This is a genomic window from Elstera cyanobacteriorum, assembly GCF_002251735.1.
Classification (GTDB): Bacteria; Pseudomonadota; Alphaproteobacteria; order Elsterales; family Elsteraceae; genus Elstera; species Elstera cyanobacteriorum.
The window spans coordinates 34241-60901 of sequence record NZ_NOXS01000027.1 but is presented as its reverse complement, the minus strand read 5'-3'; the positions used below and the strand labels follow the sequence as shown (position 1 = coordinate 60901).

The following is a 26661-nucleotide window of genomic DNA, read 5'->3' as shown; positions in this document are numbered from 1 at the left end:
ATGGCCGTTTATACCGATATTCCCGACGAAGAATTGCGCGCCTTTGTGGCCGAGTACGGCATCGGCGAGGTTACGTCCTATATGGGCATCGCCGAGGGGGTGGAGAATTCCAACTTCCTGATCTACACGACCGAGGGCCGCTATATCCTGACCCTCTACGAAAAGCGGGTGAACCCGGACGATCTGCCCTTCTTCATTGGGTTGATGGATCATCTGGCGGCGCAGGGTCTCTCTTGCCCGATCCCGCTGACCACGCAAGATGGGCAGCGCCTGCGCACCCTGCGCGACCGGCCTGCCGCGATGGTCAGCTTCCTGCCCGGCGTCTGGCCGCGCCGCATTGCGCCGGTGCATACGGCGGAACTGGGCGAGGCGCTGGCGAAGCTGCATCTGGCGGGGGCCGATTTTCCGATGCAGCGGGTGAATGCTCTATCGGTCGATGGGTGGGAAAAGCTGGTCGCGGCGACGGCGGCGCGCGCCGATAGCGTCCGCCCCGGTCTCTCGGCGGCGCTAGCGGAGGAGTTCGCCTTTCTCAAAGCCCATTGGCCGCAGGATTTGCCGCGCGGGGTGATTCATGCCGATCTCTTCCCCGATAACGTCTTCTTTATCGGCGATAAGGTCAGCGGGCTGATCGACTTCTATTTCGCCTGCACCGATGCCTTGGTCTATGACGTTTCGATCTGCCTGAATGCCTGGTGCTTCGAGGCGGACGGCAGCTTCAATATGACCAAGGCGATGGGCTTTCTGCGCCGCTATCAGGCCGTGCGCCCCCTAAGCGCGGCGGAGATTGCTGCCCTGCCGATCTTCTGCCGGGGGTCCGCCCTGCGCTTCCTGCTCACCCGGCTCTATGATTGGCTGAACGTACCGCCGGGGGCGCTGGTGAAGCCTAAAGACCCGATGGAATATTGGACTAAGCTGCGCTTTCACCGGTTGGTGACCGATGCGGCGGCCTATGGGCTGGAGGGGGCGGTATGATTACGAAGCTCTATGTTGATAACTATAAGACGCTTGTTGATTTCACGGTTGAGTTCGAGCCCCTGACCCTGATTGTGGGGGGGAATGGGACTGGAAAGAGTGCGATTACGGAGATATTGAACGCGCTTAGCTTACTTGCGCGAGGGAAAGCAGAACTGCGCTCTTTTTTTCCAAAAGAAACTTTATCAAAATCTATTAATAAAAAACAACAACAGGCCATTGGGGTGTTTTTTGATATAGATAATGATAAATATGAGTACCGTCTTGAGTTGCACCACAAACTCTCAGGAGATGGTTTTTCTCGTATTAGAGAGATTTTAATTGTAAATGGGGAGGTTTTTTTCGAAAGAAACGATGATACAATAAAGCATATTGATAAAAATCGTGATGCGGTTATAGCGGGGATGGCAAGATTGGAAGAGAAGCTTGCTCTCTATTATATTATGGGGTTTACGCCAGAAGATAAAACTGCCAGAGTTTTTGAGACAATGGCGACAAGAATAAACACCCATCAAATAAATCCTTTTTCTGTAAATGGGTTTTCAATAGAGGAAAGCCGCTTTTTAAATCGCCAAGGAGATAATTTTTCGGCATGGTATCGGCATTATGCTGCTGAAAATCCACTGATACTACCGGGGCTATTTTCTGAGATTGCTGATTTTATGCCTGGCTTTACCCAGTTTCGTCTTAGTGGCGAAGAGGGTCGGCGCGCGCTCATGTGTGATTTTTCGAATGGTGCTTCCATTGATTTTGATTATCTCTCCGAAGGTCAAAAATGTCTTATCTTGCTATATTCCCTTCTAAATTTTAACGCGGCAAAAGATGTACTTAGGAAAGTTTTAGTTTTTGATGAGCCCGAAAATTTTATCTCTCTCAAAGAAATCCAACCTTGGCTTCGCAAAGTCGAAGATTGGGTTGAAGAAGGGAATGGCCAAATTATTCTCATTTCCCATCATCCCGAAACCATGAACTACGAAGGGGATGACTCTCTTGTCTGGCTTGAGCGTGAGAATGGTGGGCCGACCCGCCTAAAATCCCGCGAAGATATTGCGGCGGGGTATGGGTTGTTGCTGTCTGATCGTTTTTCGCGCGAGGCTTAAAATGCCAGGAGATAACCGGATTATCATTTTATGTGAGGATAAAGCACAGAGGTATTTCGTTCGCAGAATCCTTGAAGTCTTTGGCGTTGGTAACCGCGAAATGGACTTTCGGATGAAAGAAAAGGGCGCCGGGGCAGGGGACAGCGCTGTCATTCGATCCTTTCCAAGCGAGCTAAAATATTGGGAAAGCCGCAAAAATCATAGCAAATCCAATATTCTAATCGCTATTTTTGATGCCGATGTGATTGAGGTGGATCAAAAAATCAACCTTCTGCGCAAAGAGTTAAACAATCAAGCCTTGCCTGATGAAGATGGTGTGGGAGTATTTATTCCGGCACGGAATATAGAAAGTTGGCTTCATTTTTTAACGGGTGCGGCGGTCGATGAAAAAGTAGATTACAAAAAAAATCATCCTAAAATTGAAAAATACGTAAGTGAGATCAAGACCTTCGCGCAAAAATGCCAAACACGGCAAAAAATCGAGAATATGCCCCCCTCCCTCGCCGCCGCCTGCCAAGAATTCGAGAAAATCCGTGACCGACTCTAACCCTCCCCCCGAAACCGTCCACCTTTTCACCGATGGCGCCTGTAGCGGCAATCCCGGCCCGGGCGGCTGGGGGGCGATCTTGCGGTTTAAGGGCGTCGAGAAGGAGCTTTTTGGCGGCGAGCCGGATACGACGAACAACCGTATGGAGATGATGGCGATCATCCAGGGGCTCGAAGCGCTGAAGCGCCCCGTGACGGTCGATATTTTTACCGACAGTAAATATGTGATCGACGGCATCACCAAATATATGCCGACCTGGAAAAAAAACTCCTGGCGCACGGCCGATAAGAAGCCGGTCAAGAATGTCGATCTCTGGGAACGCATGCTGGCGGCGATGAAGCCGCATCAGCTTTCTTGGAACTGGGTCAAGGGCCATAACGGCCACCCGGAAAACGAGCGCGCCGATGCGCTGGCGCGCGCAGGGGCGGAGCAGAATAAAGGCATGGCCCTGTGAGGCCGGGGCGATGACCGCCCTCGCCGCCCTGGGCTGGACCCCCGTCCTCGCCCAAGCCTTTCGGGATCTTGGCGCCTCGGGCCTCATCCCCGCCCGCCTTGCCGTCGAACATCGGCGCGGCTATGACGCGCTATGCGAGATGAAGGGCGGGCTGCGCCCCGTTGCGGCGGTTCTGCCGGGGCGGTTGCGGCGCGATCTAGCGGCGCAGGGGGAGAGCCTCGCGGTCGGCGATTGGGTGGCGCTGCGGCCCGCCGATAAGGGCCTACACCCGATTGCGGCGCTGCTGCCCCGCCGCTCGGCCTTCGTGCGCAAGACAGCGGGTGACCGGGCGGTGCGGCAGATCGTGGCCGCCAATCTCGATAAGATTTTCATCGCGATGGCGGTGAGCGAGGATTTCAACCCGCGCCGGTTGGAACGCTATCTGACCGCCTGCGCCAATGCCGATGTGGCGCCGATCCTGCTGCTGACCAAAGCCGATCTGGCCGACGATCTTGACGTGCGGCTAACGGCGGTGCGGGCGGTGGCGCCGGAACTTCCCTGTGTGCCGCTGAGCTTGATCAGCGGCGCGGGGATCGCCGAGGTCCGCGCGCTGATTGGGCCGGGGGAGAGTCTGGCGCTCGTCGGTTCCTCCGGCGTTGGTAAATCCTCCCTCGCCAATGCGCTGCTGGGGGAGGCGAAACTCTCCGTCGGCGCAACCTCCGACCAGGGCAAGGGGCGGCATACGACGACCCGGCGCGAGTTGCTGCCGCTGCCCGGCGGCGGTGTGTTGATCGACACACCGGGGATGCGCGAGTTTCATCTGTGGGAGGCCGAGGTTTCCGAAGGCTTCCCCGATATAGAAACGCTTGCAACCGACTGCCGCTTTCGCGATTGCCGTCATCAGTCAGAACCCGAGTGTGCCGTGCGCGCCGCTGTGACTTTAGGGGCGCTTGACCCCGCCCGCCTCGCTGCCTTTCATAAGCTGCGCGAGGAACAAGACCAGGCGGAAAAGCTGCGCCGGGAGAGGGGATCGAAATCATGATGCGCACGCTGGACGCCTATCTCGACCATATCGGGGCCTGCAACCGCTGGTCGCCGGCCGACTATGTGCCCTTTCGCATTGATCATCAGCGCTATGGCGCGATTCGCCGCGACCGGCTGGACCGGTTGGCGGTGGAAGATGATCTTTTGACCGTCACCCCCGATTGGGTGGCATTGATCGCTAAGCCTGACCGGCTCGCGCGGAGCGCCGCTTTGGCCGATCTGGTGCAGCGGCTGGTCGCCAGCGGCGATCTGCCGAAGGTGCGCCGCGAGCTTTACCCGGTTGTGCGGCGCTGGGGGCAGGAACCGGTGGCGCTGTTGGACCGGGGGGCGGCGGATTATTTCGGCATTCGCGCCTATGGCGTTCACCTCAATGTGATCAGTGAGGGGGAAATGTGGATTGCCCGCCGCGCCCGCGATAAGGCAGTGGCGCCCAGCAAGCTCGATAACCTCGTCGCGGGCGGACAGCCCTATGGGCTGAGCCCGATGGAAAATTTGATCAAGGAATGCGCCGAAGAAGCCTCCATGCCCAGCGCCTTATCGGAGCAAGCCAAGCCGACCGGGGCTATCCTCTATCGTATGGCCAGCGATAAGGGGCTGCGCGACCATATTCTGTTTACCTTCGACCTGACCGTTCCAGCCGATTTTAGGCCGGTCAGCGGCGATGGCGAGCACGAGGCGTTCTACCGCTGGCCGCTCGATTACGTCGATGATCTGCTGCGGGTGGAGGATGTGTTTAAATTCAACATTCCCTTGGTCATCGTCGATTATTTCCGCCGGGTTGGGCGGATTTCCAGCGACGCGCCGGGGTATGAGGATCTTGCTTTGGCGCTGGCGGGGGGCTGGCGTGGGAAGTTTGACGATTAGCAAATAACAGATATTGATTTTTGTCATTCGTAAGCATAGGGTCAGGGCACTGGTTCCTGACGCCCTGGAGGCTTGCTATGACCACCCCCACTTTTCGGACCCTCTCCCCCCGCCTGCCCGCGCAATTCCCCCTTGGCCTCGGCTGCATGGGCATGTCCGACGTCTATGGTCCAGCGGATCGGACGGAGAGTATTGCGACCATCCATGCCGCGCTGGAGGCTGGGATAACCCTCTTCGATACCGGCGATTTCTATGGGATGGGCGATAATGAAATGCTGTTGGCCGATGCCCTGAAAGGCCGACGCGACAAAGCCTTCATCCAAGTCAAGTTCGGCGCGCTGCGCGACCCGGCTGGGGCGTTTCTGGGCTTCGATGGGCGCCCCGCCGCGATTAAGAACTTCGTTGCCTATTCCCTGCGCCGGTTGAAGACCGATTATATCGACCTCTACCAGCCCGCGCGCCTTGATCCTGCCGTGCCGATTGAAGAGACGGTTGGGGCAGTCGCCGATCTTATTCAGGCAGGGTATGTCCGTCACCTCGGCCTGTCCGAAATGGGGCCGGAGACGATCCGCCGGGCCCACGCCATCCATCCGGTCGCCCAGCTTCAGATCGAATATTCGTTGATGAGCCGCACCCCGGAAGCGGCAATCTTGCCGACCTTGGTGGAGCTTGGGATCGGCCTTACCGCCTATGGTGTGCTCGGGCGTGGTCTGATCAGCACCACTCCGCCAACTCTGGGCAGCTTGGCGCTGAATGATTACCGCAGTCACTCGCCGCGCTTTCAGGGCGAAAACCTCGACCGTAACCGCGCGCTGGTAGCGCAATTGGCGGCGGTCGCGGCGACCCTCGACGCCACCGTCGCCCAAGTCGCGATTGCCTGGGTGCTGTCGCGCGGCGATTTCATCGTCCCGTTGGTGGGCGCCCGCAAACGGGTGCGGCTGACCGAAGCGCTCGGTGCCCTCACCCTGACCCTATCGCCCGACGATCTTGCCCGCATCGAAGCCGCCCTACCCGCCGAGGCGGTTGCCGGCACGCGCTATGCTGACGCGCAGATGCGGATGCTGGACAGCGAGCGGAGCGTCGCCTAAACCACGAGGATGACGACAAGCCCCGACATCCCCCCGCCGGACCTGCGCGAGCGGATTCTGACCGCTGCCGAGGAGATGCTGCGCCGCTATGGCCCCGCGAAAACCAGCGTGGTGGATGTCGCGCGGCACCTCAATATGAGCCACGGCAATATCTATCGCGTTTTCGCCAGTAAGGAGGCGTTGCGCGCTGCCGTGGTTGACCGCTGGCTGGCACGGGCCCATGCGCCGCTGACCGCTATCGTCACCGGACCGGGGACGCCGCCGGAAAAACTGATTGCCTGGTTCACCTGCCTTGCCGATCAGAAGTTGGCAAAAGTCGCGGGTGACCCAGAACTTTTCGCCACCTATCAGGCCCTCCTGCACCAAGTGCCGGAGGTGATCGACCGGCATCTTGCTTGGTTGGCCGAGCAAGTGCGCGCGATGCTGGCGGAAGGCCGCGACGCGGGCCTGTTTCGCTTTCAAGACCTCGATGCCGCCGCGCAGGCGGTGCTGGATGCCACCCTTCCCTTTCGCCACCCGGATATGATCGTTGCCACTAACGATGGGCCAGAACATCGCAAGCTGCGCGCCGTACTGGCGCTGGTCATTGCCGGTTTAACCTCGGGAGCCTTGGCATGAGCATCGCCGTTGCCGCCCTCTACCGTTTTTTTCCGCTGAGCGACCCCGCCGCTCTGCGCGACCGGCTACGCCCGATTGCCGAAGACCTGGGCGTGCGCGGAACCCTGCTGCTGGCGCAAGAGGGGCTCAACGGCACCCTTGCGGCACCGGAAGCGGCCCTGCAGGCAATGCTGGCGGCCATCCAGCGCGAAGCCGGGCTGGATGCCCTGCCATGGAAGCGCTCCGCCGCCGCTGAGATGCCTTTTGCGCGCCTGAAGATCAAAGTAAAGCGCGAAATCGTCAGCTTCGGCGTGCCGGGCCTCGACCCCAACCGGCAGGTCGGCACCTATGTTGCGCCCGACGCTTGGAACGCGCTGATTGCCGATCCCGACGTGCTGGTCATCGATACGCGCAATAGCTTTGAAGTGCAGATGGGCAGTTTTGCGCGGGCCGTTGATCCCGGCACGGTGAGTTTTACCGAATTCCCCGCCTATGTGCGCGAGCAGCTCGATCCCGCCAAGCACAAGAAAATCGCCATGTTCTGCACCGGCGGCATCCGCTGCGAAAAGGCGACGGCCTTTATGCTGAAAGAAGGGTTCGAGGAAGTTTATCACCTCGACGGCGGCATCCTTGCCTACCTCGAACGCATCCCTGCCGACCAAAGCCTATGGCACGGCGGCTGCTTTGTGTTCGACGAGCGCGTGGCCTTGGGGCATGGGCTGGAGGTGGTAGGAGATATATCCGTTCCGGAATCCGAATAAGTTGACAATTTGTTCTTAGCCTGACTCAATTAGGGCAAGCTGGGAATGAGGGGATGATGGGCGATCTGTTGAGCATCGGCCTGTATACGCCAACGGAAGCGGGGCGATTGCTTAGGATCACCCCCCAGAAGATTTCTCGTTGGCTGCGAGGCCATAGTGTCGGCGATAGAGCCTATCCGGCTCTCTGGCACCCGGAAGTTACACTGGACGATGGTTCTCTGTACTTGGGCTTCCGCGACCTCATGGAAATCCGTGTGGCCGATAAGTTGATTGGGATGGGGCTTTCGGCGCAGAAAGTACGGGTGGCTATTCAAAAAGCCCGAACAGTTATGGGCGAAATTTATCCGCTTTCAACCGAACGATTTCAGACCGATGGCCGCAGTATCTTCTTACGAATCGCCGCTGAGGAGCCCGAGGCGGGAGAGCGTGAACATCTACTCAATCTATTTGCTGGGCAGTATGAGTTTAAGCAGATTATCGAACCGCTGCTGAAAACTGTTGATCTCGACGATAAAGGGCATCCCGCTCAATGGTGGCCCGATGGCCGTAAAAACCAAATCCTTGTCGATCCCAGGCGTGCTTTCGGGCAACCAATTGATGCTGAGTCCAGCGTGCCGACGGCGATTTTGGCAATGGCGGGAGAGCGGGATGGTATCCAGCAGGCTGCACGGGACTATGATGTCTCAGAGGCAGCAGTTCGGCGCGCACTGGCTTTCGAAGCCGGGTTAGAGCAGCGGACTGCGGCGTGAAGCTTTTATTCGACAATTGTACCGCTCCGGTCTTGGCGTCGACCCTAGATGCTTTCATTCAACGCGACGGGCACCGCGCCTATCATCTCAAAGATTTGACTGATCTTCCACGCGGTCGCCATTCGCAAGATGTTGAGTGGCTCGCCTATCTAAAGATTCAAATAGACACTTGGATATTCATTACGGCTGATGATCGGTTGCGCAAAAACAAACCTGAGCGTATAGCGCTCCGGTCCTCGGGGCTACATGGTTTTGTTCTTGCTCGCGGATATGCGAAATTACCCATGAATCAGCAGGCTTCGTTACTGCTTTGGCACTGGCCTAGTATAATGCAGGTGGTTTCTATTGTTGCACCACCAGCATTGCACGAACTGCCGGTTAACCGAAACCCCAGGCTGTCTTCGCTTCCATTTTAATGTGCCTGAATAACAGCAAAAACCCCACCATCACTGGCAGGGTCTTTGAAAATTTGGAGCGGGAAAAGGGATTCGAACCCTCGACCCTCACGTTGGCAACGTGATGCTCTACCACTGAGCTATTCCCGCATCGGGCCTGCGATCATCGCGTAAGCGTCGTTCGCTGGTGAGGCGGACTATAGCGTGTGACAGAAATCCTGCAAGCGGTTTTTCGCTTGGCTTCCTTAAGAACGGCGGGCCGGTATCGGCAAGCCTTGCGTCGCGGCGGCGCGCATGCCACATCAAGGGGCATATCCGGTTTGGACGCGAGATCGAGAGGCTTTTTCCATGCAGTCGCTGTTCGGCTCCCCCACAGCCCCCGCCCCCGCTGCGGCGGTGAAGGATGTCACCACGGCCACCTTCGTGCAGGACGTGATGGAGGCATCGCGCGAGGCGGTGATCGTCGTCGATTTTTGGGCGCCCTGGTGCGGCCCGTGCAAGACGCTAGGGCCGATTTTGGAAAAGGCCGTTGCGGCGACCAAGGGCGCCGTGCGCATGGTCAAGATCAACGTCGATGAAAACCAGCAGCTCGCGGCGCAGATGCGCATCCAGTCGATCCCGACGGTCTATGCGTTCTTCGACGGTCGCCCGGTCGATGCTTTCCAGGGCGCGCTGCCCGAAAGCCAAGTCAAAGAATGGGTGAAGAAGCTCGCGGCGCTGGCCGCGGAGAACGACCCCGCCGCGCAGATTGCCGAGGCGATTGCCCAGGCGAAGGAGGCACTGGCGGCGGGCGACCCGATGACGGCCCAGGCCATCTACGGTCAAATCCTGCAAGTCGATCCCGAGAATATCGAGGCGATTGCGGGCATGGGGCGGATCGCCGTTCAGGCGGGGCAGCTTGACGTGGCCAAGCAGGTGCTGGCGCAAGTACCGAAGGACAAAGCCAATCACGCCGAAACCCTGGCGCTGAAATCGGCCATTGATCTTGCGGAACAGACCGCAGAGTTGGGCGGGCGGGCCGATCTTGAGGGGCGGGTTGCCGCCAACCCTGATGATCACGAGGCGCGCTATGATCTGGCGCTGCTGCTTTATGCCGAGGGCGATAAGCAAGGCGCCGTCGATCATTTGCTCGAAAGCATCAAGCGCGACCGCACCTGGAACGAGGAAGCGGCGCGCAAGCAGTTATTGAAGCTGTTGGAAGCCTTCGGCTTTACCGATCCGGTGAGCGTTTCGACCCGGCGGCGTTTGTCGTCGCTGCTGTTCAAATAAGCCGATGACCATCGGCTGGACGCCCGAAACCCTGCCGGAGACGATCCCGGTTTTCCCGCTGACGGGGGTGCTGCTGCTACCCGGTGGGCGGTTGCCGCTGAATATCTTCGAGCCGCGCTATCGGGCGATGGTGGAAGAGTGTTTGGGCACGCCCGACCGCTTAATCGGCATGATCCAGCCGCTGGACCCCGATGATCGGTCGCGCGAGCCGGATCTGTATCGTATTGGCTGCGCCGGTCGGCTTACCGCCTTCGAAGAAACGGCGGACGGGCGCTATCTCATCACCCTCACCGGTGTTTCGCGCTTTGCGGTGGTGGAGGAGTTGCCGCTGCGCAAAGGCTATCGGCCGATGCGCATCGACTGGCGGCCTTTTACCAGCGATCTTACCGAAACCGGGCCGCAGGATTTCGACCGCAAACGGCTGCTCGCGGGCCTCAGGGGCTATCTTAAGCACCACGGCGTCGCGGCAGACTGGAGTTCGATCGAACAGGCGCCGGACGATGTGCTGATCACCACCCTGGCGATGGTCTGCCCCTTCACGCCCGGCGAAAAGCAGGCTTTGCTGGAAAGCGCCGATACGGAAGACCGCGCCTCCACCATGATCGCCCTGATCGAAATGGCGATGATGGATAAGGATTTGCCAGGGTCCGACCTTGGCCTTCGCCATTGAAAGGAACGCTGCCATGAGTTCGGTTGCCGATACCCTGGGCGTAGACCCGAAACTGCTGGAAATCCTCGTCTGCCCGGTCACCAAAGGCCCGCTGCGCCTGGACCGGGAGCGGGCGGAGTTGATTTCCGACGCCGCCGGGCTCGCCTTCCCCATCCGCGATGGGATTCCGATCATGCTGGTCGATGAAGCCCGCCATCTGGACGATACCCCGTGACCGACGCGCTGCCCTGGCCGACCGATATTCTGCTGGCCCCCGACCGCCGCAGCCTGACCGTTACTTACGACGACGGGCGGGTGATTGCCCTATCGGCCGAATATTTGCGCGTCGAAAGCCCCTCGGCCGAAGTCCAAGGCCATAGCGCCGACCAGAAGCAGCTCGTGCCCGGTAAATCTGGGGTGGGGATTCGGCATATCGACCCCATCGGCAATTACGCCATTCGCCTGACTTTCGACGATGGGCACGATACCGGGATTTATTCCTGGCGCTACCTGCTGGAGTTGCACCTGTCGGAGCCGCAGCTTTGGCAGGCCTATCTCGCGAAGATTTCGGCGGCGGGGTTGAAGCGGTAGCCCTAAGCCGATAGCGCTTGTGCGCTTCCTTTAAACCAATCCACCACCGCCATCTGCGTGCGGGCCGAGACATGCAGCCCCAGCTTCGAGCGGCGCCACAGCACATCTTCCGCCGTTTGCGCCCATTCCACGGCGCGCAGATAGCGGAGTTCGGCTTCATACACCCCATCCCCCAGGTCTGCGCCTATAGCGTCGAGGCTCTGCGCCGGGCCGAGCATGCGGCGGCTGCGGGTGCCGTAGGCGCGGGCGTAGCGGCGGGCGAGGTCTGGTGGCAAGAAGGGGTATTCCGCCTCAAGCTGGCGCAAGAAACCGTCGAAATCGGCATTGGGAATATCCCCGCCGGGCAAGGGCGCGGCGGCGGTCCAGTTCCGGCCCAGACCGGCATTAACGGGTTGGCCGAGGGCGGTCAGCAGATCGTCCACCGCCTCCAGCGCCAGGCAGCGATAGGTGGTGATCTTGCCACCAAAGACGGACAGCAGCGGCGCCGCCCCGGCGGGGGCATCCAGATCGAGCGTATAGTCGCGCGTCACGGCGGAGGCATTGGCAGCGGCGTCATCGTACAGCGGGCGGACGCCGCTATAGGACCAGACGACATCCGCCGCCGAAATCTGCTTCTCGAAATGCGCATTGGCGATAGCGCAGAGATAATCGGTTTCCTCTGGCGTAATTGCCACTTGGGCCGGGTCGCCCTGATAATCATGGTCGGTGGTGCCGATCAGCGAATAGTCGCCCTCGTAGGGAATGACGAACACGATGCGCCGGTCGGCGTTCTGCAGAATGAAGGCTTGGTCGCCCGCGTGTAGCTTCGGCACGACGATATGGCTGCCTTTGATCAGGCGCACGCGCTTATCGGTCTTGCGGCCCAGGCGCTCGTTCAGCACGTCCGACACCCAGGGACCGGCGGCATTGGCGATGGCGGCGGCGGAGACGGTTAGGCGCGTGCCGTCCGCCCGTTCAAGCGTGGCCTCCCAGCGTCTGCCGATCCGTTCAGCGTGGATCAAGCGGGTATGGGGCAAGATCTGCGCCCCGCGCTCCTGCGCATCCAGGGCGTTGAGGACAACGAGGCGCGCGTCTTGCACCCAGCAGTCAGAATAGACGAAAGCCTTGTCGAGCGCGGCTTTCGTACCCTTGCCGTAGCGGTGGCGGCGCAGGCGCACGCCTTCGGAGGCAGGTAAGAGCTTCCGCCCGCCGAGATGATCGTAGAGGAACAGGCCAAGGCGGATCATCCAGGCCGGGCGTAGGCCGGGGTTATGGGGCAGCACGAAGCGCAGCGGCCAGATGATGTGCGGCGCAGCGCGCAGCAGCACTTCCCGCTCGCTCAAGGCTTCGCGCACCAGCCGGAACTCGTAATATTCAAGGTAGCGCAAGCCGCCGTGAATGAGTTTGGAGGAGGCGGAGGAAGTGGCGCGCGCCAAATCTCCGGCCTCGCACAGCACGGTGCTCAGCCCCCGACCCACGGCATCGCGGGCGATCCCGGTGCCATTGATGCCACCTCCCACGACCAAAAGATCACAAGCGATGGGGGCGGGGGCGGCGGTCATAGCGAAGCTCATAAATTCGTTTTGCGCGTTTCAACATCATAATAGCGCTATGAAATTTCGTTTCAAGTTTCGTTTCTAAAAGTGTCCGCAGGGCAGCCTTGCAGAAGGGCGGCCGTTGCGTCGCGCCTCTTGCCTTTTGCCGCTGAACCGGGAAAACCTCCGCCCATGCAGTTCACGCGCTTGCGCCTCGCCGGGTTCAAATCCTTCGTCGAGCCGACCGATCTTTTGATCGAGCCGGGGCTGACCGGGGTTGTCGGCCCCAATGGCTGCGGCAAGTCGAACCTCGTCGAAGCGCTGCGCTGGGTGATGGGCGAAACCTCGGCCCGCCAGATGCGCGGCGGCGAAATGGACGATGTGATTTTCGGCGGCACCACCAGCCGCCCGGCGCGTAATCACGCCGAAGTCCAACTGCTGATCGATAATGCCGCCCGCCGTGCCCCGACCGCCTTTAACGACGCGAGCGAATTAGAGGTCAGCCGCCGCATCGACCGCGGCCAAGGCTCTCAATATCGGGTGAATGGCCGGGAGTCGCGGGCGCGCGACGTGCAGATGCTGTTTGCCGATGCGGCGACCGGGGCGAACTCCCCCTCCCTTGTCAGCCAGGGGCGCGTTGCGGCGATGATCAACGCCCGGCCCTTCGAGCGGCGGGCAATTTTGGAAGATGCGGCGGGGATCGGCGGTTTGCAGGCGCGGCGCAAAGAAGCGGAACAGCGCCTGACCGCCGCCGAAACCAATCTGGCGCGCATCGACGATATTCTCGGCACGCTGGCCAAACAGCGCGACGGCTTGGAAGGTCAGGCGGCCCAGGCGGCCAAATATCGCCAACTGTCGGATGCGATTCGCGCGGCGGAAACCGTGCTGCTGGCCATCCGTTGGCTCGATGCCAAGCTCGGGCGCAGCAAAGCGGCGGAAGCCCTGCGCGCGGCGGAATTGAAGGTCGCGGAATCGCTGGAGAAAGTCGCCGAACTCACGGTGTTGGAAATCGAGCTGCGCGAGCAACTGCCAACCCTGCGCGAGGCCGATGCGGAAGCCGCCGCCGCTTTGCACCGGCTGCACGCCGCCCAGGGCGCGCTTGATGGCGAGGCGCAACGGCTGGTCGATCAAACCCGCGCGCTGCAAGAACGGCTCGCCCTGCTGGCCCGTGACCAGGAGCGCGAGGCGAACCTGGCCGGGGATGCCGACGCCGCCCTCGCCCGCCTGACCGAAGAAGCCGAAGCCCTGGCCGAAACCGCCGCGCTGGACGCAGAACGCCTGGGTGAAACGCTGGAGCTCTTGGCCGAGCAAGAAGCCTCGCTCGAACGCGCCGAAGCGGCGGTGCAGGCGGCGACGGAAACCCTCGCCACCACCGATGCCCGTCGGGCGACGCTGGAACGGCACCTCAACGATCTTTCCGCCCGCCGTGCGCGCCTATCGGCGGAGCAAGACAAGCTGCGCGGCGATCTCGCCACGATTGATGCCGAACTCGGTACCCTGCCCGATGCGGAGGAGCTGGAAGCCCAGCTCGAAACCGTGCTGGCGGCGGAAGATGATGCCCGCACCCGGCTGACCCAGGCGGAGGAAGCGCAGCGCCGCGCCCAGGAAGCGGAAGCGGAGGCGGCGCGCATGGTGCAGGCGGTGGCGGCGCGGCGGGCGCGCTTGACGGCGGAACAGGCGGGCATCGCCGCCGCCCTGGCCGCCGATCTGCCGCCGGGGGTGAAAGACCCGGTGATCGACGCGCTGACGGTCGAACCGGGGTATGAAGCGGCCTTAGCGGCAGCTTTGGGGGATGATCTGCAAGCCCCCGCCCGGCTGGCCGATAATCCGCGCGGCGCCAGCACCTTTTGGCAGCAGCCGGAAGGCCGCCGCTTGACCCGGCCCGATTCGCTGCCCGATGGCGCGCGGCCCCTCAGCGCCTATGTCGGCGGGCCGGAGGCGCTGGCGCGGCGGCTGATGGCGGTTGGGGTGGTTGCCGATCTCGAAACGGCGCTGGCGCTCTGGCCGCACCTTAGCGTTGGGCAGCGGCTGGTGACCCCGGCGGGCGATCTTGTGCGCTGGGACGGGTTCCGCGCGGCGGCGGGTGCCCCCAGCCGGGCGGCCTTGCGGCTGGAGCGGCGCAATCACCTGACCCGCCTCGACGATGAAATCGCCGGGCTGGAAGAAGAAGAAATGTTCGCCGAAGAACGGCAGGCCCGCACAGCGGAGGCGCTGGCCCGGGCGCGCGAGGCGGAAACCGGGGCGCGGGCACAGGTCAAAGCCGCCGCCGATCACGCCGCCGCGATGCAGGATAGCTACCGGCGCCAGTCGGCGCTGCTGTCGGCGGCAGAAGCCAAGCGCAATGCCCTGACCACGACGCTCGACCGGCTGACGGCGGACGCGACGGCGCTGGAGGCCGATCAACGCGCGTCCGAAGCCGAACGGGCGGCGCTTGGTTCCTCCGAACCCTTGCTGGCAGCCTTGGCCGAGGCGCGGGCGGAGGCGACCAGCCAGCGCGCCCAGGCGCAAACCCTGCGCAGCGAGGCCGACCGGTTGAAGCGCGACGCCCTGACGCGCGGGGCGCGGCAGGCCCAAGTGGCGCGCGAACAGGCCGATTGGCAGCGGCGGGCCCAAAATTCGGCGGCGGTCTTGGCCGATCTTGCCGCCCGGCAGGCGGCAGCGGATGCCGAAGCGGCGGAACTGGCCCAGGCGCCCGACGATCTCGCCGACCGGCGCGATGCGCTGTTGGCGCAGATCGAGGCCGCCGAAGCCAAGCGCCGCGCCGTGGGTGACACGCTGGCCGCTGCCGACCGCGCGGCGAGCGAGGCGACCCGGCGCCTGAAGGAGGCCGAAGGGGCGGCGGCCAGCGCGCGCGAAGGCCGGATTCGCGCCGAAGCCGCCCAGGACGCCGCCATCCGCGACGCCCAGGCCGTGGCTGACCGGATCCGTGAACGGCTCGATTGCCGCCCGGACGAGGTGGTGGCCCAGGCGGCGCTCGACCCCGATCTCGCCCCGCAGGCGGTGGCGCAAGCCGCCCACAGCGCCGCCAGCCGCCTCGAAAAACTGTCGGCGGAGCGCGAGGCGCTGGGGCCGGTCAACCTGCGCGCCGATCAGGAACTGGCGGAGATCGTCGCCCAAATCGAAACGCTGACCGCCGAAAAGGACGATCTGACCCAAGCCATCGACCGGCTGCGCGGCGCCATCGCCAGCATCAACCGCGAGGGGCGGGAACGGCTGCTGGCGTCCTTCCAGAAGGTGAACGGCTATTTTGAAGAATTGTTCGTGCGCCTGTTCGGCGGTGGCCGCGCCCATCTGCAACTGACCGAAAGCGACGATCCGTTGGCGGCGGGCCTCGAAATCATGGCCTCCCCGCCCGGCAAAAAGCTGCAAACCCTCTCGCTGCTGTCGGGCGGCGAGCAGGCGCTGACCGCCCTGTCGCTGATCTTCGCCGTCTTCCTGACCAACCCCTCGCCGATCTGCGTGCTCGACGAAGTGGACGCACCGCTGGACGACGCGAACGTCGACCGTTTCTGCGGCTTGCTCGACCATATCGCCACGGAAAGCGGCACCCGTTTCCTCTGCGTCACCCACCACCGCCTGACCATGGCGCGCATGGACCGACTCTACGGTGTGACGATGGCCGAACGGGGGGTGAGCCAGTTGGTCTCAGTGGACCTCAGCCGTGCCGAAAAACTCCGCTTCCCGCCGCGCGACGGCGGAACGCCGGAACTGCCGGGGTTGCGGGGGTAACTCCTCCTATTTGCTGCAAATATCGGCACCGGCCAGTAGTTTCTGAAAGTGGGCCTGATGCTTGGCCAAAGTCTCAGCGGGAATCGGATGCCGCGCTCGATAGCGGTTGAGATAGGCCGTCAGGCGCGGCGAGGTCTGTTCCGTGCAGCCAATATCAAGGCGAAATACCTGACCGCTGACGATATTCATAAAATAGGTTGGCCCAAACCCCCGCGCGCCCTTGACGCTGGGGATCAGGTTGAAAGCGACATATTCCGCCGTCTCGCCTGCATCTGTCGTTAAGGCTTGTGGACTGTCCAGCGACCCATCAAGCGCGTAATAGCGGGGGTTAGCGACGTCGCGGGCAAAGAGATTGATCATCCGGGCAAGGTCGGCCTTGGGGAAGGCGTAACGCTCCGCAGCCTGGGCGAAGAGTGGGAGCAAGACCAGCAAAAGGGCAATAAGACGCAGTATCTTAGTTGCTGTCATTGCAAGCCTAACTTGCTGACCCGTCGGCCAACATCACCGATTCGACCGGCAATGAATGTGGCGTAGGTCGGAACATTGCTACCCGTAGACGTGTCAATACCGAACCGGCCCTTTTCTTGAAGGATGGTTCCCACTTTCAACGGATCTGTTTCGCCCTGGATATGCCTACCATTGCCTTCGGCAAATGCTCGTCCAGAGTCGTAGAAAGTTGAAAAGATAGGAAGTTTAATCGCCCCCTTCCCACCTTGGGGGCGGTTCAATCGCCAATCAACTTGATAGCGCTGTGGAGCATGGAGGCCAAAGAAATTATTATCTTTTGCTGTATCACTCTTTCCCCATCCACTCTCTGCAGCAGCAATTCCGAGAATGATCGTAGGGGTTGTATTAAGCTGAGTCGCAATTTTTTTTGCATCTTCCCAATGGTCGACAACAAACTGTTCTGGCGGACTAAGCTGCCCTGATCCTAGCCCCGCGTGCAAAAATAGCCCTGTCTTATCTGCGATAACAAAAAATTCCGCCCCGTCGACCACTACCCCGGCATGGCTGGAACTGTCCCCTCGGCGGACGACCGGGCGGCCGTTGATCTGGAAGAAGCCAGCACTGCCGATCAGCGCGGCGCCGCAGCCGGTTTCATCGTCGGTACAGGCGACGCTTTGGCCCGCAACGGTTACCCAGGGTTCGCCGGTCACGATGGGCGTCACCCCATGTCCCGGCAAAGGGCAGAAGTGAAGATCTCCGGTACGGGCAATGCAATTTTCGGTCATGGGAGCCTCTTGGATAGCGGCCCCTAAAACTATTCTAGATTGCATTGAGAATCAAGAACAAAACGGGAATATTTGTTTTGAGCAAAAGAAAAGGACCGCCCATCGCGGGACGGTCCTTCCAAAAACGCTGATGGTTCCCGCAGCTTACGCCACGTCGAACTTCACGCCCTGGGCCAGCGGCAGGGTGCGGCCGTAGTTCACCGTGTTGGTGGCACGGCGCATATAGGCTTTCCATGAATCCGAGCCGGATTCGCGCCCGCCGCCGGTTTCCTTTTCGCCGCCGAAGGCGCCGCCGATTTCGGCACCCGACGGGCCGATGTTGACGTTGGCGATACCGCAGTCGGAGCCGCGTGCCGACAGGAACGCCTCGGCTTCGCGCAGGTCATTGGTGAAAATCGAGGACGAGAGGCCCTGCGGCACGTCGTTATGCAGGTCCAGCACCGCGTCGAAATCGCTATAGCGCATCACATAGAGGATCGGCGCGAAGGTTTCGTGCAGCACGGGGCCGGTCTGGCTGCCCATTTCCACCAGGGCCGGGCGGACGTAATAGGCGTCGGCGCCCGCCGCCTCATTCACCCGCTCGCCGCCCTGCACGGTGCCGCCCGCGGCCTTCGCCTCGGTCAGCGCGCGCTGCATGGCGTCGAAGGCGCCCTTGTCGATCAGCGGGCCGACGAGGGTTCCTTGGGTCAGCGGATTGCCGACCGGCACGCTTTCGTAGGCCTTCTTCAGGCGCGGTACGAAGGCATCATAAATGCTGTCGTGGACGAAGAGGCGGCGCAGGGTGGTGCAGCGCTGCCCGGCGGTGCCCATCGCGGCGAAGGCGACGCCGCGTAAGGTCAGGTCGAGGTCGGCGGTCGGCGCGATGATCGCGGCGTTATTGCCGCCGAGTTCCAGAATGGCGCGGGCAAAGCGCGCGGCCAGCTTCGGCCCAACGGCGCGGCCCATCGCGGTGGAGCCGGTGGCGGAGACCAGCGGCACCTTCGGATGATCGACCAACAGCTCGCCAATCTCGCGCCCGCCGATGATGAGGGCGGAGAGACCCTCCGGTGCCGTGCCGCCTTCGGCCTTGAAGCGGGCCAAAGCCTTATCGAACAGCGCGTGGGTGGCGAGCGCGGTCAGCGGGGTCTTTTCCGAGGGCTTCCAAACGCAGGAATTACCGCAGACGAAGGCCAGCGCCGCATTCCACGACCAAACCGCGACGGGGAAGTTGAAGGCGGAGATGATGCCGGTGACGCCCAGCGGGTGCCAGGTTTCCATCATCCGGTGTTCCGACCGTTCGGTGGCAATGGTCAGGCCGTAAAGCTGGCGCGACAGGCCGACGGCGAAATCGCAAATGTCGATCATTTCCTGGACTTCGCCCAAGCCTTCGGAGGTGATCTTACCGACTTCCAGCGACACAAGGCGGCCCAGCGCCTGCTTATGGGTGCGCAGCTCTTCGCCCAGTAGGCGCATCAGCTCGCCGCGCTTCGGGGCCGGAACCAGGCGCCACGCCTTGAAGGCTTCATGGGCCTTGTCGATGGCGGCCTTGGCGACCGCTGCGGTATCTTCCTTCACCGCCGCAATCAGTTCGCCGGTGATCGGCGAGCGGACCGTCAGGGTGCCACCGGTAAAGCTATCGCGCGCGACCCCCAGGCTTTCGAGCAGGGCCGGAACCTCGGCAGCGACGGAAACAGACGTGTTCGACATTATTCTTTCCTCGGGGCAGCGGGGAGTGCGCGGGTCACTCGGGCTTAAGAGATGGGGCAGTCAATCATTCTTCGACGGGCCAGACCAGCGGCGCCCGCGCACGACATCATGCCAAGTTGGAATGATGTTAGGCTTAAAACCGCGCTTCGGTCAGGTGAACCAGTTCGGCGCCATGCTGGTAATAGCGTTCGCGCAGGCGGCGGAAGGGTCGGTTTTCAAAAGCGGAGATAGGTAGCGGCAGATCGGCTTGGGAGACTTTGCCGAGAATATGCGCCGCCAGCCGTTCGCCGAAGACGGTACCGGGGGAAATGCCGCGCCCGTTATAGCCGCTAAACGCGATGATGTTGCGGCACAGGCTATGCAAACGCGGCAGATTGTCGGACGTCATGCCGATCATCCCGTACCAGGCGGCGTCAAACGCCACCGGGCCGATGTCCGGGAACAGTCGGTGCAGCGACCGGATCGCCCAGGCGCGGTGGATCGCCTCCCCCGCCCCGGCCAGCGCACCGACGCTGCCGAAAACCAGCCGCCCGGCGCGGTCGAAGCGGAAGGAGGTCAGCACTTCCTTGGTGTCCCAGGCGCCTTGCCGTTCGGGCAGAATCTGCTTCTGCATCGCGGGCGACAGTGGGCGGGTGGCGAAGTTGAAATAGGGCAGATAGACCTGTTCTTCGCGCAGCGCCGCCCAAGGGCCGTGGCTATAGGCATCGGTGGCGACGATCACCCAATTGGCTTTCACCCAGCCGGTCGCGGTGCGCACTTCCCAACGGCTGCCGGTTTCTTCGATCGCCAGCACGGGGCTGCCCGTGAAAATCTGCGCCCCGGCCGTAACGGCGGCATGGGCCAAGCCGCGCGCATAGGCCAACGGTTGGATGGTTCCAGCGCGCTTATCCAGCAGCGACCCGGTATAGGTGCCGCCACCGACCTTACGCCGGGTTTCGTCGGCCCCCAGCAGTTCGACCGGGGCGCCGCGCGCTTGCCATTGGGCGGCGCGGTCTTCGAGTTCCTTCAGCCCTGCTGCCCCAACGGCACAATGCAGGGTGCCATGCGGTTCGGCCTCGCAGGCGATGCCAAGCCGCTCGATCAGGGTGAAAACTTGGCGCGGGCCGTTGCCGAGGGCATCGAGCAGCCGATTGCCATAATCCTCGCCCAGCGTATCGATCAGCGCCTTCGGCATCACCCACATACCGGCATTCACAAGGCCGACATTGCGCCCTGCCCCGCCGAAACCGATCTCCACCGCTTCCAGCAGCGCGACTTTCGCCCCGCCTTCCGCCAGATGCAGGGCGGCGGATAGGCCTGTATAGCCGCCGCCAACGATAACGACATCGGCGTCGATCCCGCCCGTCAGCGAGGCGGTGGCCGGGGCCGGGGCGGCGGTCATTTCCCACAGGCCGTGGGATTGGGGATTGTTCAGCATGGCAGACCATCTTGCCGTCTCATCATTCCTATTCGGTCGGAATGTAAGCACGGCGGGGAGGGGTGAGAGAGCGTAAATCAGCTCATAGCTTGCGCTTAGCCGGGATGCCTATTAAGTCTTAGTCAAGAGGTCATTCTGATTAGGAATGAGATGCCCGGACCCCGCCGCTTTCTGCCGTCCCTTCCCTTGCTCTCCGCCTTCGAAGCGGCGGCGCGTACCGGCAGCATCACGGCGGCGGCGAAGGAATTGGCGCTGACCCAAAGCGCCGTCAGCCGCCAGATCAAAGCGTTGGAAGAACAGTTAGAGGTGGAGCTGTTCCACCGCGAACGCCAAACCATCCGGCTTACCCTGGGCGGCGCGGCCTATGCGCGGGAGATCCGCGAGGCGCTGCACCGGATTAGCAGCGCCTCGCTGAACCTGCGCGCCAATCCCTTCGGCGGCACGCTGACGCTGGCGATCCTGCCGACCTTCGGCACCCGCTGGTTGGCGCCGCGCCTGCCGGGGTTTCTGTCCCGCCATCCGGGGATTACGCTGAACCTGCTGACCCGTCTCAACCCCTTCGATTTTCGGTTAGAGCCGGTCGATGCCGCCATCCACTTCGGCGGGCCAGATTGGCCGGGCGCGGAAACGGCGTTACTGCGCCGGGAAACCGTGGTGCCCGCCTGTGGCCCCGGCCTGCGCGAGGCCTATGATTTTCGCGCGCCCGCCGATCTGCGCAAGGCGCCGCTGCTGCATCTCACCACCCGTCCCGATGCCTGGGAACGCTGGCTGGATGCCTATGGCGTGCCGCCGCTGCCGGTCCACGGCATGCTGTTCGATCAGTTCGCCACGGCGGCGCAAGCAGCTATCGCCGGGCTGGGGATTGGGTTGCTGCCGGAGTTTTTGATCACCGAGGAGTTAGCGCGCGGCGATTTGGTGCGGGCGCTCGATTTGCCGCTGCAAAGCGCCGAGGCCTATTATCTCGCTTGGCCCGCCGACCGCGCCGATTATCCGCCGCTCGCCGCCTTCCGTGACTGGCTGCTGGCCGAAACGGCGGCGGATCGATAAGAGTTTTTGGGCGATTTTCGAAAGGATGGACCGTGACCGATCTTAGCCAATGGCAGGGCGTGCCGCGCCCGCAGCGGGTTCCGCTCGATGGGCTGTATGCCCGGCTGGAGCCACTCGACCCGGCCCGTCATGGCGATGATCTCTATGCCGCCGCCATCGCGCCAGGGGCGGCGGATCGGTTCCGTTACCTTTTCGAAACAGTTCCGTCTAACCGTGCGGATTTCGATGCGTGGTTGGTCAAGGTTGCCGCCAGCGACGATCCGTTGTTCTTCGCCGTCATCGACAAGGCCACCGGCAAAGCGGAAGGACGGCAGGCGCTGATGCGCATCGATCCCACGCATGGCGTTATCGAGATTGGCAGCATCCACTGGGGGCCTGCTATCGCCCGCAGCCGGGTGGCGACGGAAGCTTTGTTTCTCTTTGCCCGTTACGCTTTCGAAACGCTTGGCTATCGCCGCTTCGAATGGAAATGCCATAACGGCAATGAACCGTCTAAGCGCGCCGCCGAACGCTTTGGCTTCACCTTCGAAGGGATTTTCCGTCAGCATATGGTCGCCAAGGGCGCCAACCGCGATACGGCGTGGTTTTCGATCATCGACGGCGAATGGCCGCGCTTGGCCGCCGCCTATGGCCGCTGGCTCGATCCCGCCAATTTCGACGGAACCGGCCAGCAGCGGCAGCGACTCTCGGTTAGGGACTGAACCCTACTGCCGCGCCCGCATCCGCAGCAGCGGCACCAAGATATCCAGCACCGGCGTCGGCACCCCCGCCAAGCGCGCGAGGTCGCGCACGGCATCGAACTGGGCATCGAGTTCCAACGGGCGCCCGGCTTCGAGGTCTTGCAGCATCGAGGCGCGGTGGGTGGTGCCCATCATCGCCGCCATGCGCCCATCGAAATCGGCGGAGACAGTAACGCCCAGCCCGGCGGCAACGGCGGCGCCTTCTTCGAGGATCTTCCTATAAAGGTCTTTCAGTTCCGGGCGGGCGGGAATATCCCCGGCGGTGGAGGCCGACAGCACGCCAATCGACGACCCCGCAAGATTGAGGATGATCTTGCTCCAGACGGCCGTGCGAATGTCAGGCGTGGCGCCAACGCCGTCTAGCGCCGGTTTCAGCGCGTCGACCAAGCCGGTGAGGCGCGGCGTCAGCCCGCCCGTGGGTTCGCCGAGCATGAAGCTGCTCTTGTCCCAATTGCAGTGAACGACGCCCGGCGCCGTGACGGTCATGGGCGAGGTCAGCACGCAGCCGATGGTGCGATCCACGCCGACCCCGTCCCACAGACCGCCGTCCGGGTCCAGCCGGTCGATGCGCTTTTCCGCCCAGGTCGGGTTCGGGTGACCGTGGAAATACCACCAGGGAACGCCGTTAATACCATAGATCACTGGGGTGTCCGGCCCTAGCAGGGCTTTCAAGCCCGGCACGGCGGCGGGCAGGCTGTGGGCCTTGGCGGTGGCGATGACCAGATCCTGCGGCCCCAAGTCCTCCGGCCGGTCGGTGGCGCGCAGCCGCACGGTGAAATCGGCGGAGGGGCTGGTGAAGCGCAGGCCGTTCGCTTGGATGGCCGCCAGATGGGCGCCGCGCGCGACGACCGAAACCTCCAGCCCGCCGCGCGCCAGATGTGCCGCGATATTCCCGCCGATGGCCCCGGCGCCGAGGATCGTGATTTTCATAGCGTTTCCCCCGTAAGTCGATTTTTGACAGCTTTCCTGCCCTTTCGAGCGCCTGTCCAGCGGCGACGGCGGGACGGTCCCATGTGTTCGCTGCGGGGCTGGAGCAATTGACAAATCTTTCACGCGGGCGGTGCTGCTTTTCGGCCTTGACGCTCCCCAGAAGACCGGGTTCTAGTAAATTTGTCAGACAACAAAATAGGGCTGCGGACAACGCCGCCCGCCCCCGAAACGCCAGGTGTTCCCATGACCCGCAAAACCCCCGACCAGTTCCGTAGTGCGCGCTGGTTCGCGCCCGATGATTTCCGTTCCTTCGGCCATCGCTCGCGCATGAACCAGATGGGCTATTCCGCCGAGGATTATATCGGCAAGCCCGTTATCGCCATCATCAACACATGGTCCGACTTCAACTATTGCCACGCCCATTTCAAGCAGCGGGTGGAGGATGTGAAGCGCGGGATTTTGCAGGCGGGCGGCTTCCCGGTCGAACTTCCGGCGATTTCCCTGTCGGAAGGCAAGGTCAAGCCAACCTCGATGCTCTACCGCAATTTCTTGGCGATGGAGACCGAAGAACTGCTGCGCTCCCACCCAGTCGATGGGGCGGTGCTGATGGGCGGCTGCGATAAGACGACGCCGGGCCTGCTGCTGGGCGCCACCAGCGCCGGGCTGCCGTCGGTCTATGTTCCGGCAGGGCCGATGCTGCGCGGCAATTGGCACGGCAAGGTGCTGGGGTCCGGCTCCGACGCCTTCAAATATTGGGACGAGCGCCGCGCCGGGAACATCACCGATAAGGATTGGGGCGAGATGGAAGTGGGTATCGCCCGCTCCTACGGTGTCTGCATGACGATGGGCACCGCCTCCACCATGACGGCGCTGGCCGAAGCCATCGGCATGACCCTACCGGGCGCCTCCTCCATCCCCGCTGCCGACTCCAACCACATCCGCATGTGCGCCGCCGCCGGGCGCCGGGCGGTGGAAATGGTGTGGGAAGATTTGACCCCCGCCAAAATCCAAACCGAAGCCGCCTTCCGCAATGCGATTACGGTGGCAATGGCGATGGGCTGTTCGACCAATGCCGTCATTCATCTGCTGGCGATGGCGCGGCGGGCGGGGCACGCGATCAGCCTTGATGATTTCGACGCCGCCAGCCGCAAGGTGCCGGTGATCGCCAATATCCGCCCCAGCGGCGAAAAATATCTGATGGAAGATTTCTACTACGCGGGCGGCTTCCTGGGGCTGATGACGCGGCTGAAACCCTTCCTCGACCTGACGCAGATCACCGCCTCGGGCCGGACCTGGGCGGAGGAGCTGGAGGGGGCGGAAGTCTATAACGACGATGTGATCCGCCCGCTCGATAATCCCATCTATGCCGAAGGGGCGCTGGCGGTGTTGCGCGGCAATCTCGCCCCCAATGGCTGCGTGGTGAAACCGTCCGCCGCCGAACCGCATCTGCTGCGCCACACCGGCCCGGCGCTGGTCTTCGACGATTACCCGGCGTTGAAAGAGCAGATCGACCGCGACGATCTCGACGTGACGCCCGATACCGTGCTGGTGCTGCGCAACGCCGGGCCGCTGGGCGGGCCGGGGATGCCGGAATGGGGGATGATCCCGATCCCGAAGAAGCTGGTGAAGCAGGGCGTGCGCGACATGGTGCGCATCTCCGACGCGCGGATGAGCGGCACCAGCTACGGCGCCTGTATTCTGCACGTTTCGCCGGAAAGCTATGTCGGCGGGCCGCTGGCCCTGGTGAAGACGGGGGACCGCATCGCCGTCGATATTCCGGGCCGCACCATCCATCTCGACGTGCCGGAAGACGAGTTGCTGCGCCGCCGGGCCGCCCTGCCCGCCCCTACCCCGCGCTACGAACGTGGCTACGGCTGGATGTTCTCCCAACATATCCAGCAGGCGCACGAAGGCTGCGACTTCGACTTCCTACGCACCGATTTCGGCGCGCCGGTGTCCGAACCCGTGATCTTCTAATCAACAAATCCCATAAGGAACCATCCCATGCTGTCCGACGCCACGCGCGCGAAGCTGTCCACCATCAGCACCGCCACGCTCTGCACCATTTTGTTTAAGCGCGGCCTGCGCAATCAGTTCATCCAAGACGTGCGCCCGATCAAATTTAAGGGCAAGGTGATGGTCGGCGAGGCCTTCACCCTGCGCTATATCCCGGCGCGGGAGGATTTGAACCCCGTCTCTGTCTTCCTCGACCACGCCCACCCGCAGCGCAAGGCGGTGGAAGAATGCCCGCCGGGATCGGTGCTGGTGATCGACAGCCGCAAAGACCCGCGGGCCGCTTCGGCCGGGTCGATCCTGGTCACGCGGCTTCAAGTGCGCGGCGTGGCGGGCGTGGTGACGGATGGCGGCTTCCGCGATAGCCCGGAGATCGCCGATCTCGATATTCCCGCCTACCACAACCGCCCCTCGGCCCCGACCAACCTCACCCATCATCAGGCGCTCGATATCAACGTGCCCATCGGGTGCGGCGACGTGCCGGTCTGGCCGGGCGATGTGGTGGTGGGTGATGGCGAGGGCGTGGTGATCATCCCCGCCGCACTCGCCGATGCGGTGGCCGACGAGGCCGTTGAAATGACGGCTTATGAGGATTTCGTCACCGAAAAAGTCCTCGGCGGGCATACGATCCTAGGCCTGTATCCGGCGACGGAAGAGCGGCATAAGGCTGAATTCGCAACCTGGCGAGCGGCGAAGGGGCGGTAAGCACAGCGGCGGGGTCCGCCCTCAGGCGTGCCCTGCCTCACTGGAGAGCATCGTAATATCCACCCCGAGCTTGGCAATCGCCCGGTGCCATTTGGTATCGAGGTCGGCGTCGAACAGCAGCGCGTCGTCGGGTTCTACCGATAGCCAGGAATTGCTCTGGATTTCCTTATCCAGTTGCCCGGCGCTCCATCCGGCATACCCCAAGGCCAGCATCGCCCGGCGCGGGCCTTGGCCTTCGGCGATGGCGCGCAGAATATCGATGGTCGAGGTGAGGGCCACGTCTTCGGCCACGATCATCGAGCTTTCTTCCAACCGGTCGGTCGAGTGCAGCACGAAGCCCCGGCGCGGCTCCACCGGCCCGCCGAAATGCACCCGCGCATCGCCAATATCGGCGGCGGCTTCGACTTCCAATTGGCTAAACACATCCTGGAATTTCATCGTCCCGGCGCGCTGGTTGACGATCAGCCCCATTGCCCCGTCGGCATTATGGGCGCAGAGATAGATCAGCGACCGCGCGAAGGGTTTTTCCGTCAATTGCGGCATGGCGATCAGGAATTGACCGGTCAGGTATTGGGATTCGCTCACGGTG

At 62.5% G+C, this 26661-nt stretch carries 27 protein-coding genes and 1 tRNA gene; 20 read left to right on the top strand and 8 right to left on the bottom strand.

Features of this window, described 5'->3' with window-relative positions:
• The 11 genes from CHR90_RS04290 to CHR90_RS19900 all read left to right on the top strand — a co-directional run bounded on the left by CHR90_RS04290 (nt 1) and on the right by CHR90_RS19900 (nt 8571).
• Nucleotides 1–972 carry a homoserine kinase gene (locus CHR90_RS04290; RefSeq protein WP_094407750.1) on the top strand — a complete coding sequence of 324 codons (972 nt, stop codon included), beginning with the start codon at nt 1–3 and terminating at the stop codon, nt 970–972.
• A complete protein-coding gene (locus CHR90_RS04285) occupies nt 969–2072 on the top strand; it encodes an AAA family ATPase (RefSeq protein ID WP_094407749.1) in 1104 nt (367 codons plus the stop codon). The genes CHR90_RS04290 and CHR90_RS04285 overlap by 4 nt, the downstream gene beginning before the upstream one ends.
• 1 nt (nt 2073) lies before the next feature.
• Nucleotides 2074–2619 (top strand): hypothetical protein, encoded by a 546-nt coding sequence (locus CHR90_RS04280; protein WP_141210864.1) that lies wholly within the window; start codon nt 2074–2076, stop codon nt 2617–2619.
• A complete protein-coding gene (rnhA, locus tag CHR90_RS04275) occupies nt 2606–3073 on the top strand; it encodes a ribonuclease HI (protein ID WP_094407747.1) in 468 nt (155 codons plus the stop codon). Before CHR90_RS04280 ends, rnhA begins: the two co-directional genes overlap by 14 nt.
• A gap of 10 nt (nt 3074–3083) precedes the next feature.
• Entirely contained in the window at nt 3084–4094 is a 1011-nt protein-coding gene (gene rsgA / locus CHR90_RS04270; RefSeq protein WP_170941286.1) for a ribosome small subunit-dependent GTPase A, read from the top strand.
• Nucleotides 4091–4960 (top strand): DUF4743 domain-containing protein, encoded by an 870-nt coding sequence (locus CHR90_RS04265; protein ID WP_094407745.1) that lies wholly within the window; start codon nt 4091–4093, stop codon nt 4958–4960. Before rsgA ends, CHR90_RS04265 begins: the two co-directional genes overlap by 4 nt.
• A 77-nt stretch (nt 4961–5037) precedes the next feature.
• Nucleotides 5038–6048 (top strand): aldo/keto reductase, encoded by a 1011-nt coding sequence (locus CHR90_RS04260; protein ID WP_094407744.1) that lies wholly within the window; start codon nt 5038–5040, stop codon nt 6046–6048.
• A 9-nt stretch (nt 6049–6057) separates the two neighbouring features.
• Nucleotides 6058–6666, top strand: coding sequence for a TetR/AcrR family transcriptional regulator (locus CHR90_RS04255; RefSeq protein ID WP_094407743.1), 609 nt, complete (start codon nt 6058–6060; stop codon nt 6664–6666).
• The gene (trhO, locus tag CHR90_RS04250; RefSeq protein ID WP_094407742.1) at nt 6663–7406 is read left to right on the top strand and encodes an oxygen-dependent tRNA uridine(34) hydroxylase TrhO; all 744 of its coding nucleotides are present in this window, start codon (nt 6663–6665) and stop codon (nt 7404–7406) included. Before CHR90_RS04255 ends, trhO begins: the two co-directional genes overlap by 4 nt.
• 53 nt (nt 7407–7459) lie before the next feature.
• Nucleotides 7460–8155: a hypothetical protein gene (locus CHR90_RS04245; protein ID WP_094407741.1), complete on the top strand. Its 696-nt coding sequence runs from the start codon at nt 7460–7462 to the stop codon at nt 8153–8155.
• Nucleotides 8152–8571 (top strand): PIN-like domain-containing protein, encoded by a 420-nt coding sequence (locus CHR90_RS19900; protein WP_094407740.1) that lies wholly within the window; start codon nt 8152–8154, stop codon nt 8569–8571. Before CHR90_RS04245 ends, CHR90_RS19900 begins: the two co-directional genes overlap by 4 nt.
• 54 nt (nt 8572–8625) lie before the next feature.
• Here the strand turns inward: CHR90_RS19900 and CHR90_RS04235 are convergent.
• Nucleotides 8626–8700, bottom strand: a tRNA-Gly gene (locus CHR90_RS04235).
• Nucleotides 8701–8898: 198 nt separating this feature from the next.
• On the opposite strand from CHR90_RS04235, the gene trxA reads away from it, so the two are divergent.
• From trxA to CHR90_RS04215, 4 genes are read left to right on the top strand one after another with little or no spacing between them, the layout of a single operon-like run.
• Nucleotides 8899–9819 carry a thioredoxin gene (trxA, locus tag CHR90_RS04230; protein WP_094407739.1) on the top strand — a complete coding sequence of 307 codons (921 nt, stop codon included), beginning with the start codon at nt 8899–8901 and terminating at the stop codon, nt 9817–9819.
• Nucleotides 9820–9823: 4 nt separating this feature from the next.
• Entirely contained in the window at nt 9824–10489 is a 666-nt protein-coding gene (locus CHR90_RS04225; RefSeq protein WP_094407738.1) for an LON peptidase substrate-binding domain-containing protein, read from the top strand.
• 13 nt (nt 10490–10502) lie between these two features.
• A complete protein-coding gene (locus CHR90_RS04220) occupies nt 10503–10703 on the top strand; it encodes a Trm112 family protein (RefSeq protein ID WP_094407737.1) in 201 nt (66 codons plus the stop codon).
• Nucleotides 10700–11059: a gamma-butyrobetaine hydroxylase family protein gene (locus tag CHR90_RS04215; protein ID WP_094407736.1), complete on the top strand. Its 360-nt coding sequence runs from the start codon at nt 10700–10702 to the stop codon at nt 11057–11059. The genes CHR90_RS04220 and CHR90_RS04215 overlap by 4 nt, the downstream gene beginning before the upstream one ends.
• Nucleotides 11060–11061: 2 nt before the next feature.
• Here CHR90_RS04215 and glpD read toward each other — a convergent pair whose 3' ends face one another.
• Complete coding sequence (gene glpD, locus CHR90_RS04210; RefSeq protein ID WP_094407735.1) at nt 11062–12600, bottom strand: glycerol-3-phosphate dehydrogenase; 1539 nt, start codon at nt 12598–12600, stop codon at nt 11062–11064.
• Between the two features lie 165 nt (nt 12601–12765).
• On the opposite strand from glpD, the gene smc reads away from it, so the two are divergent.
• Entirely contained in the window at nt 12766–16302 is a 3537-nt protein-coding gene (gene smc, locus CHR90_RS04205) for a chromosome segregation protein SMC (protein WP_094407734.1), read from the top strand.
• A gap of 6 nt (nt 16303–16308) precedes the next feature.
• On the opposite strand, the gene CHR90_RS04200 is transcribed toward smc, so the two are convergent.
• The 4 genes from CHR90_RS04200 to CHR90_RS04185 form a co-directional block, all read right to left on the bottom strand.
• Nucleotides 16309–16770: a hypothetical protein gene (locus CHR90_RS04200; protein ID WP_094407733.1), complete on the bottom strand. Its 462-nt coding sequence runs from the start codon at nt 16768–16770 to the stop codon at nt 16309–16311.
• Entirely contained in the window at nt 16767–17534 is a 768-nt protein-coding gene (locus tag CHR90_RS04195; RefSeq protein WP_170941285.1) for a PAAR domain-containing protein, read from the bottom strand. The genes CHR90_RS04200 and CHR90_RS04195 overlap by 4 nt, the downstream gene beginning before the upstream one ends.
• 144 nt (nt 17535–17678) lie before the next feature.
• On the bottom strand, nt 17679–19220 hold the full coding sequence (gene amaB, locus CHR90_RS04190; protein ID WP_094407731.1) for an L-piperidine-6-carboxylate dehydrogenase: 1542 nt from the start codon (nt 19218–19220) through the stop codon (nt 17679–17681).
• Nucleotides 19221–19353: 133 nt separating this feature from the next.
• Nucleotides 19354–20637 carry an NAD(P)/FAD-dependent oxidoreductase gene (locus CHR90_RS04185; protein WP_094407730.1) on the bottom strand — a complete coding sequence of 428 codons (1284 nt, stop codon included), beginning with the start codon at nt 20635–20637 and terminating at the stop codon, nt 19354–19356.
• Nucleotides 20638–20787: 150 nt separating this feature from the next.
• On the opposite strand from CHR90_RS04185, the gene CHR90_RS04180 reads away from it, so the two are divergent.
• Both CHR90_RS04180 and CHR90_RS04175 read left to right on the top strand, forming a co-directional pair.
• Nucleotides 20788–21684 carry a LysR family transcriptional regulator gene (locus tag CHR90_RS04180; protein ID WP_094407729.1) on the top strand — a complete coding sequence of 299 codons (897 nt, stop codon included), beginning with the start codon at nt 20788–20790 and terminating at the stop codon, nt 21682–21684.
• 32 nt (nt 21685–21716) lie between these two features.
• The gene (locus CHR90_RS04175; RefSeq protein WP_094407728.1) at nt 21717–22385 is read left to right on the top strand and encodes a GNAT family N-acetyltransferase; all 669 of its coding nucleotides are present in this window, start codon (nt 21717–21719) and stop codon (nt 22383–22385) included.
• A gap of 3 nt (nt 22386–22388) precedes the next feature.
• Here CHR90_RS04175 and CHR90_RS04170 read toward each other — a convergent pair whose 3' ends face one another.
• Nucleotides 22389–23354: a ketopantoate reductase family protein gene (locus tag CHR90_RS04170; RefSeq protein ID WP_094407727.1), complete on the bottom strand. Its 966-nt coding sequence runs from the start codon at nt 23352–23354 to the stop codon at nt 22389–22391.
• Between the two features lie 243 nt (nt 23355–23597).
• Here CHR90_RS04170 and araD point away from each other — a divergent pair, with 243 nt between their 5' ends.
• Both araD and CHR90_RS04160 read left to right on the top strand, forming a co-directional pair.
• Entirely contained in the window at nt 23598–25331 is a 1734-nt protein-coding gene (gene araD, locus CHR90_RS04165; RefSeq protein WP_094407726.1) for an L-arabinonate dehydratase, read from the top strand.
• Nucleotides 25332–25358: 27 nt separating this feature from the next.
• Nucleotides 25359–26072 (top strand): ribonuclease activity regulator RraA, encoded by a 714-nt coding sequence (locus CHR90_RS04160; RefSeq protein ID WP_094407725.1) that lies wholly within the window; start codon nt 25359–25361, stop codon nt 26070–26072.
• Between the two features lie 21 nt (nt 26073–26093).
• Here the strand turns inward: CHR90_RS04160 and CHR90_RS04155 are convergent, their stop codons facing one another.
• Nucleotides 26094–26657 (bottom strand): YqgE/AlgH family protein, encoded by a 564-nt coding sequence (locus CHR90_RS04155; protein WP_094407724.1) that lies wholly within the window; start codon nt 26655–26657, stop codon nt 26094–26096.
• Between the last annotated feature and the right edge of the window lie 4 nt (nt 26658–26661).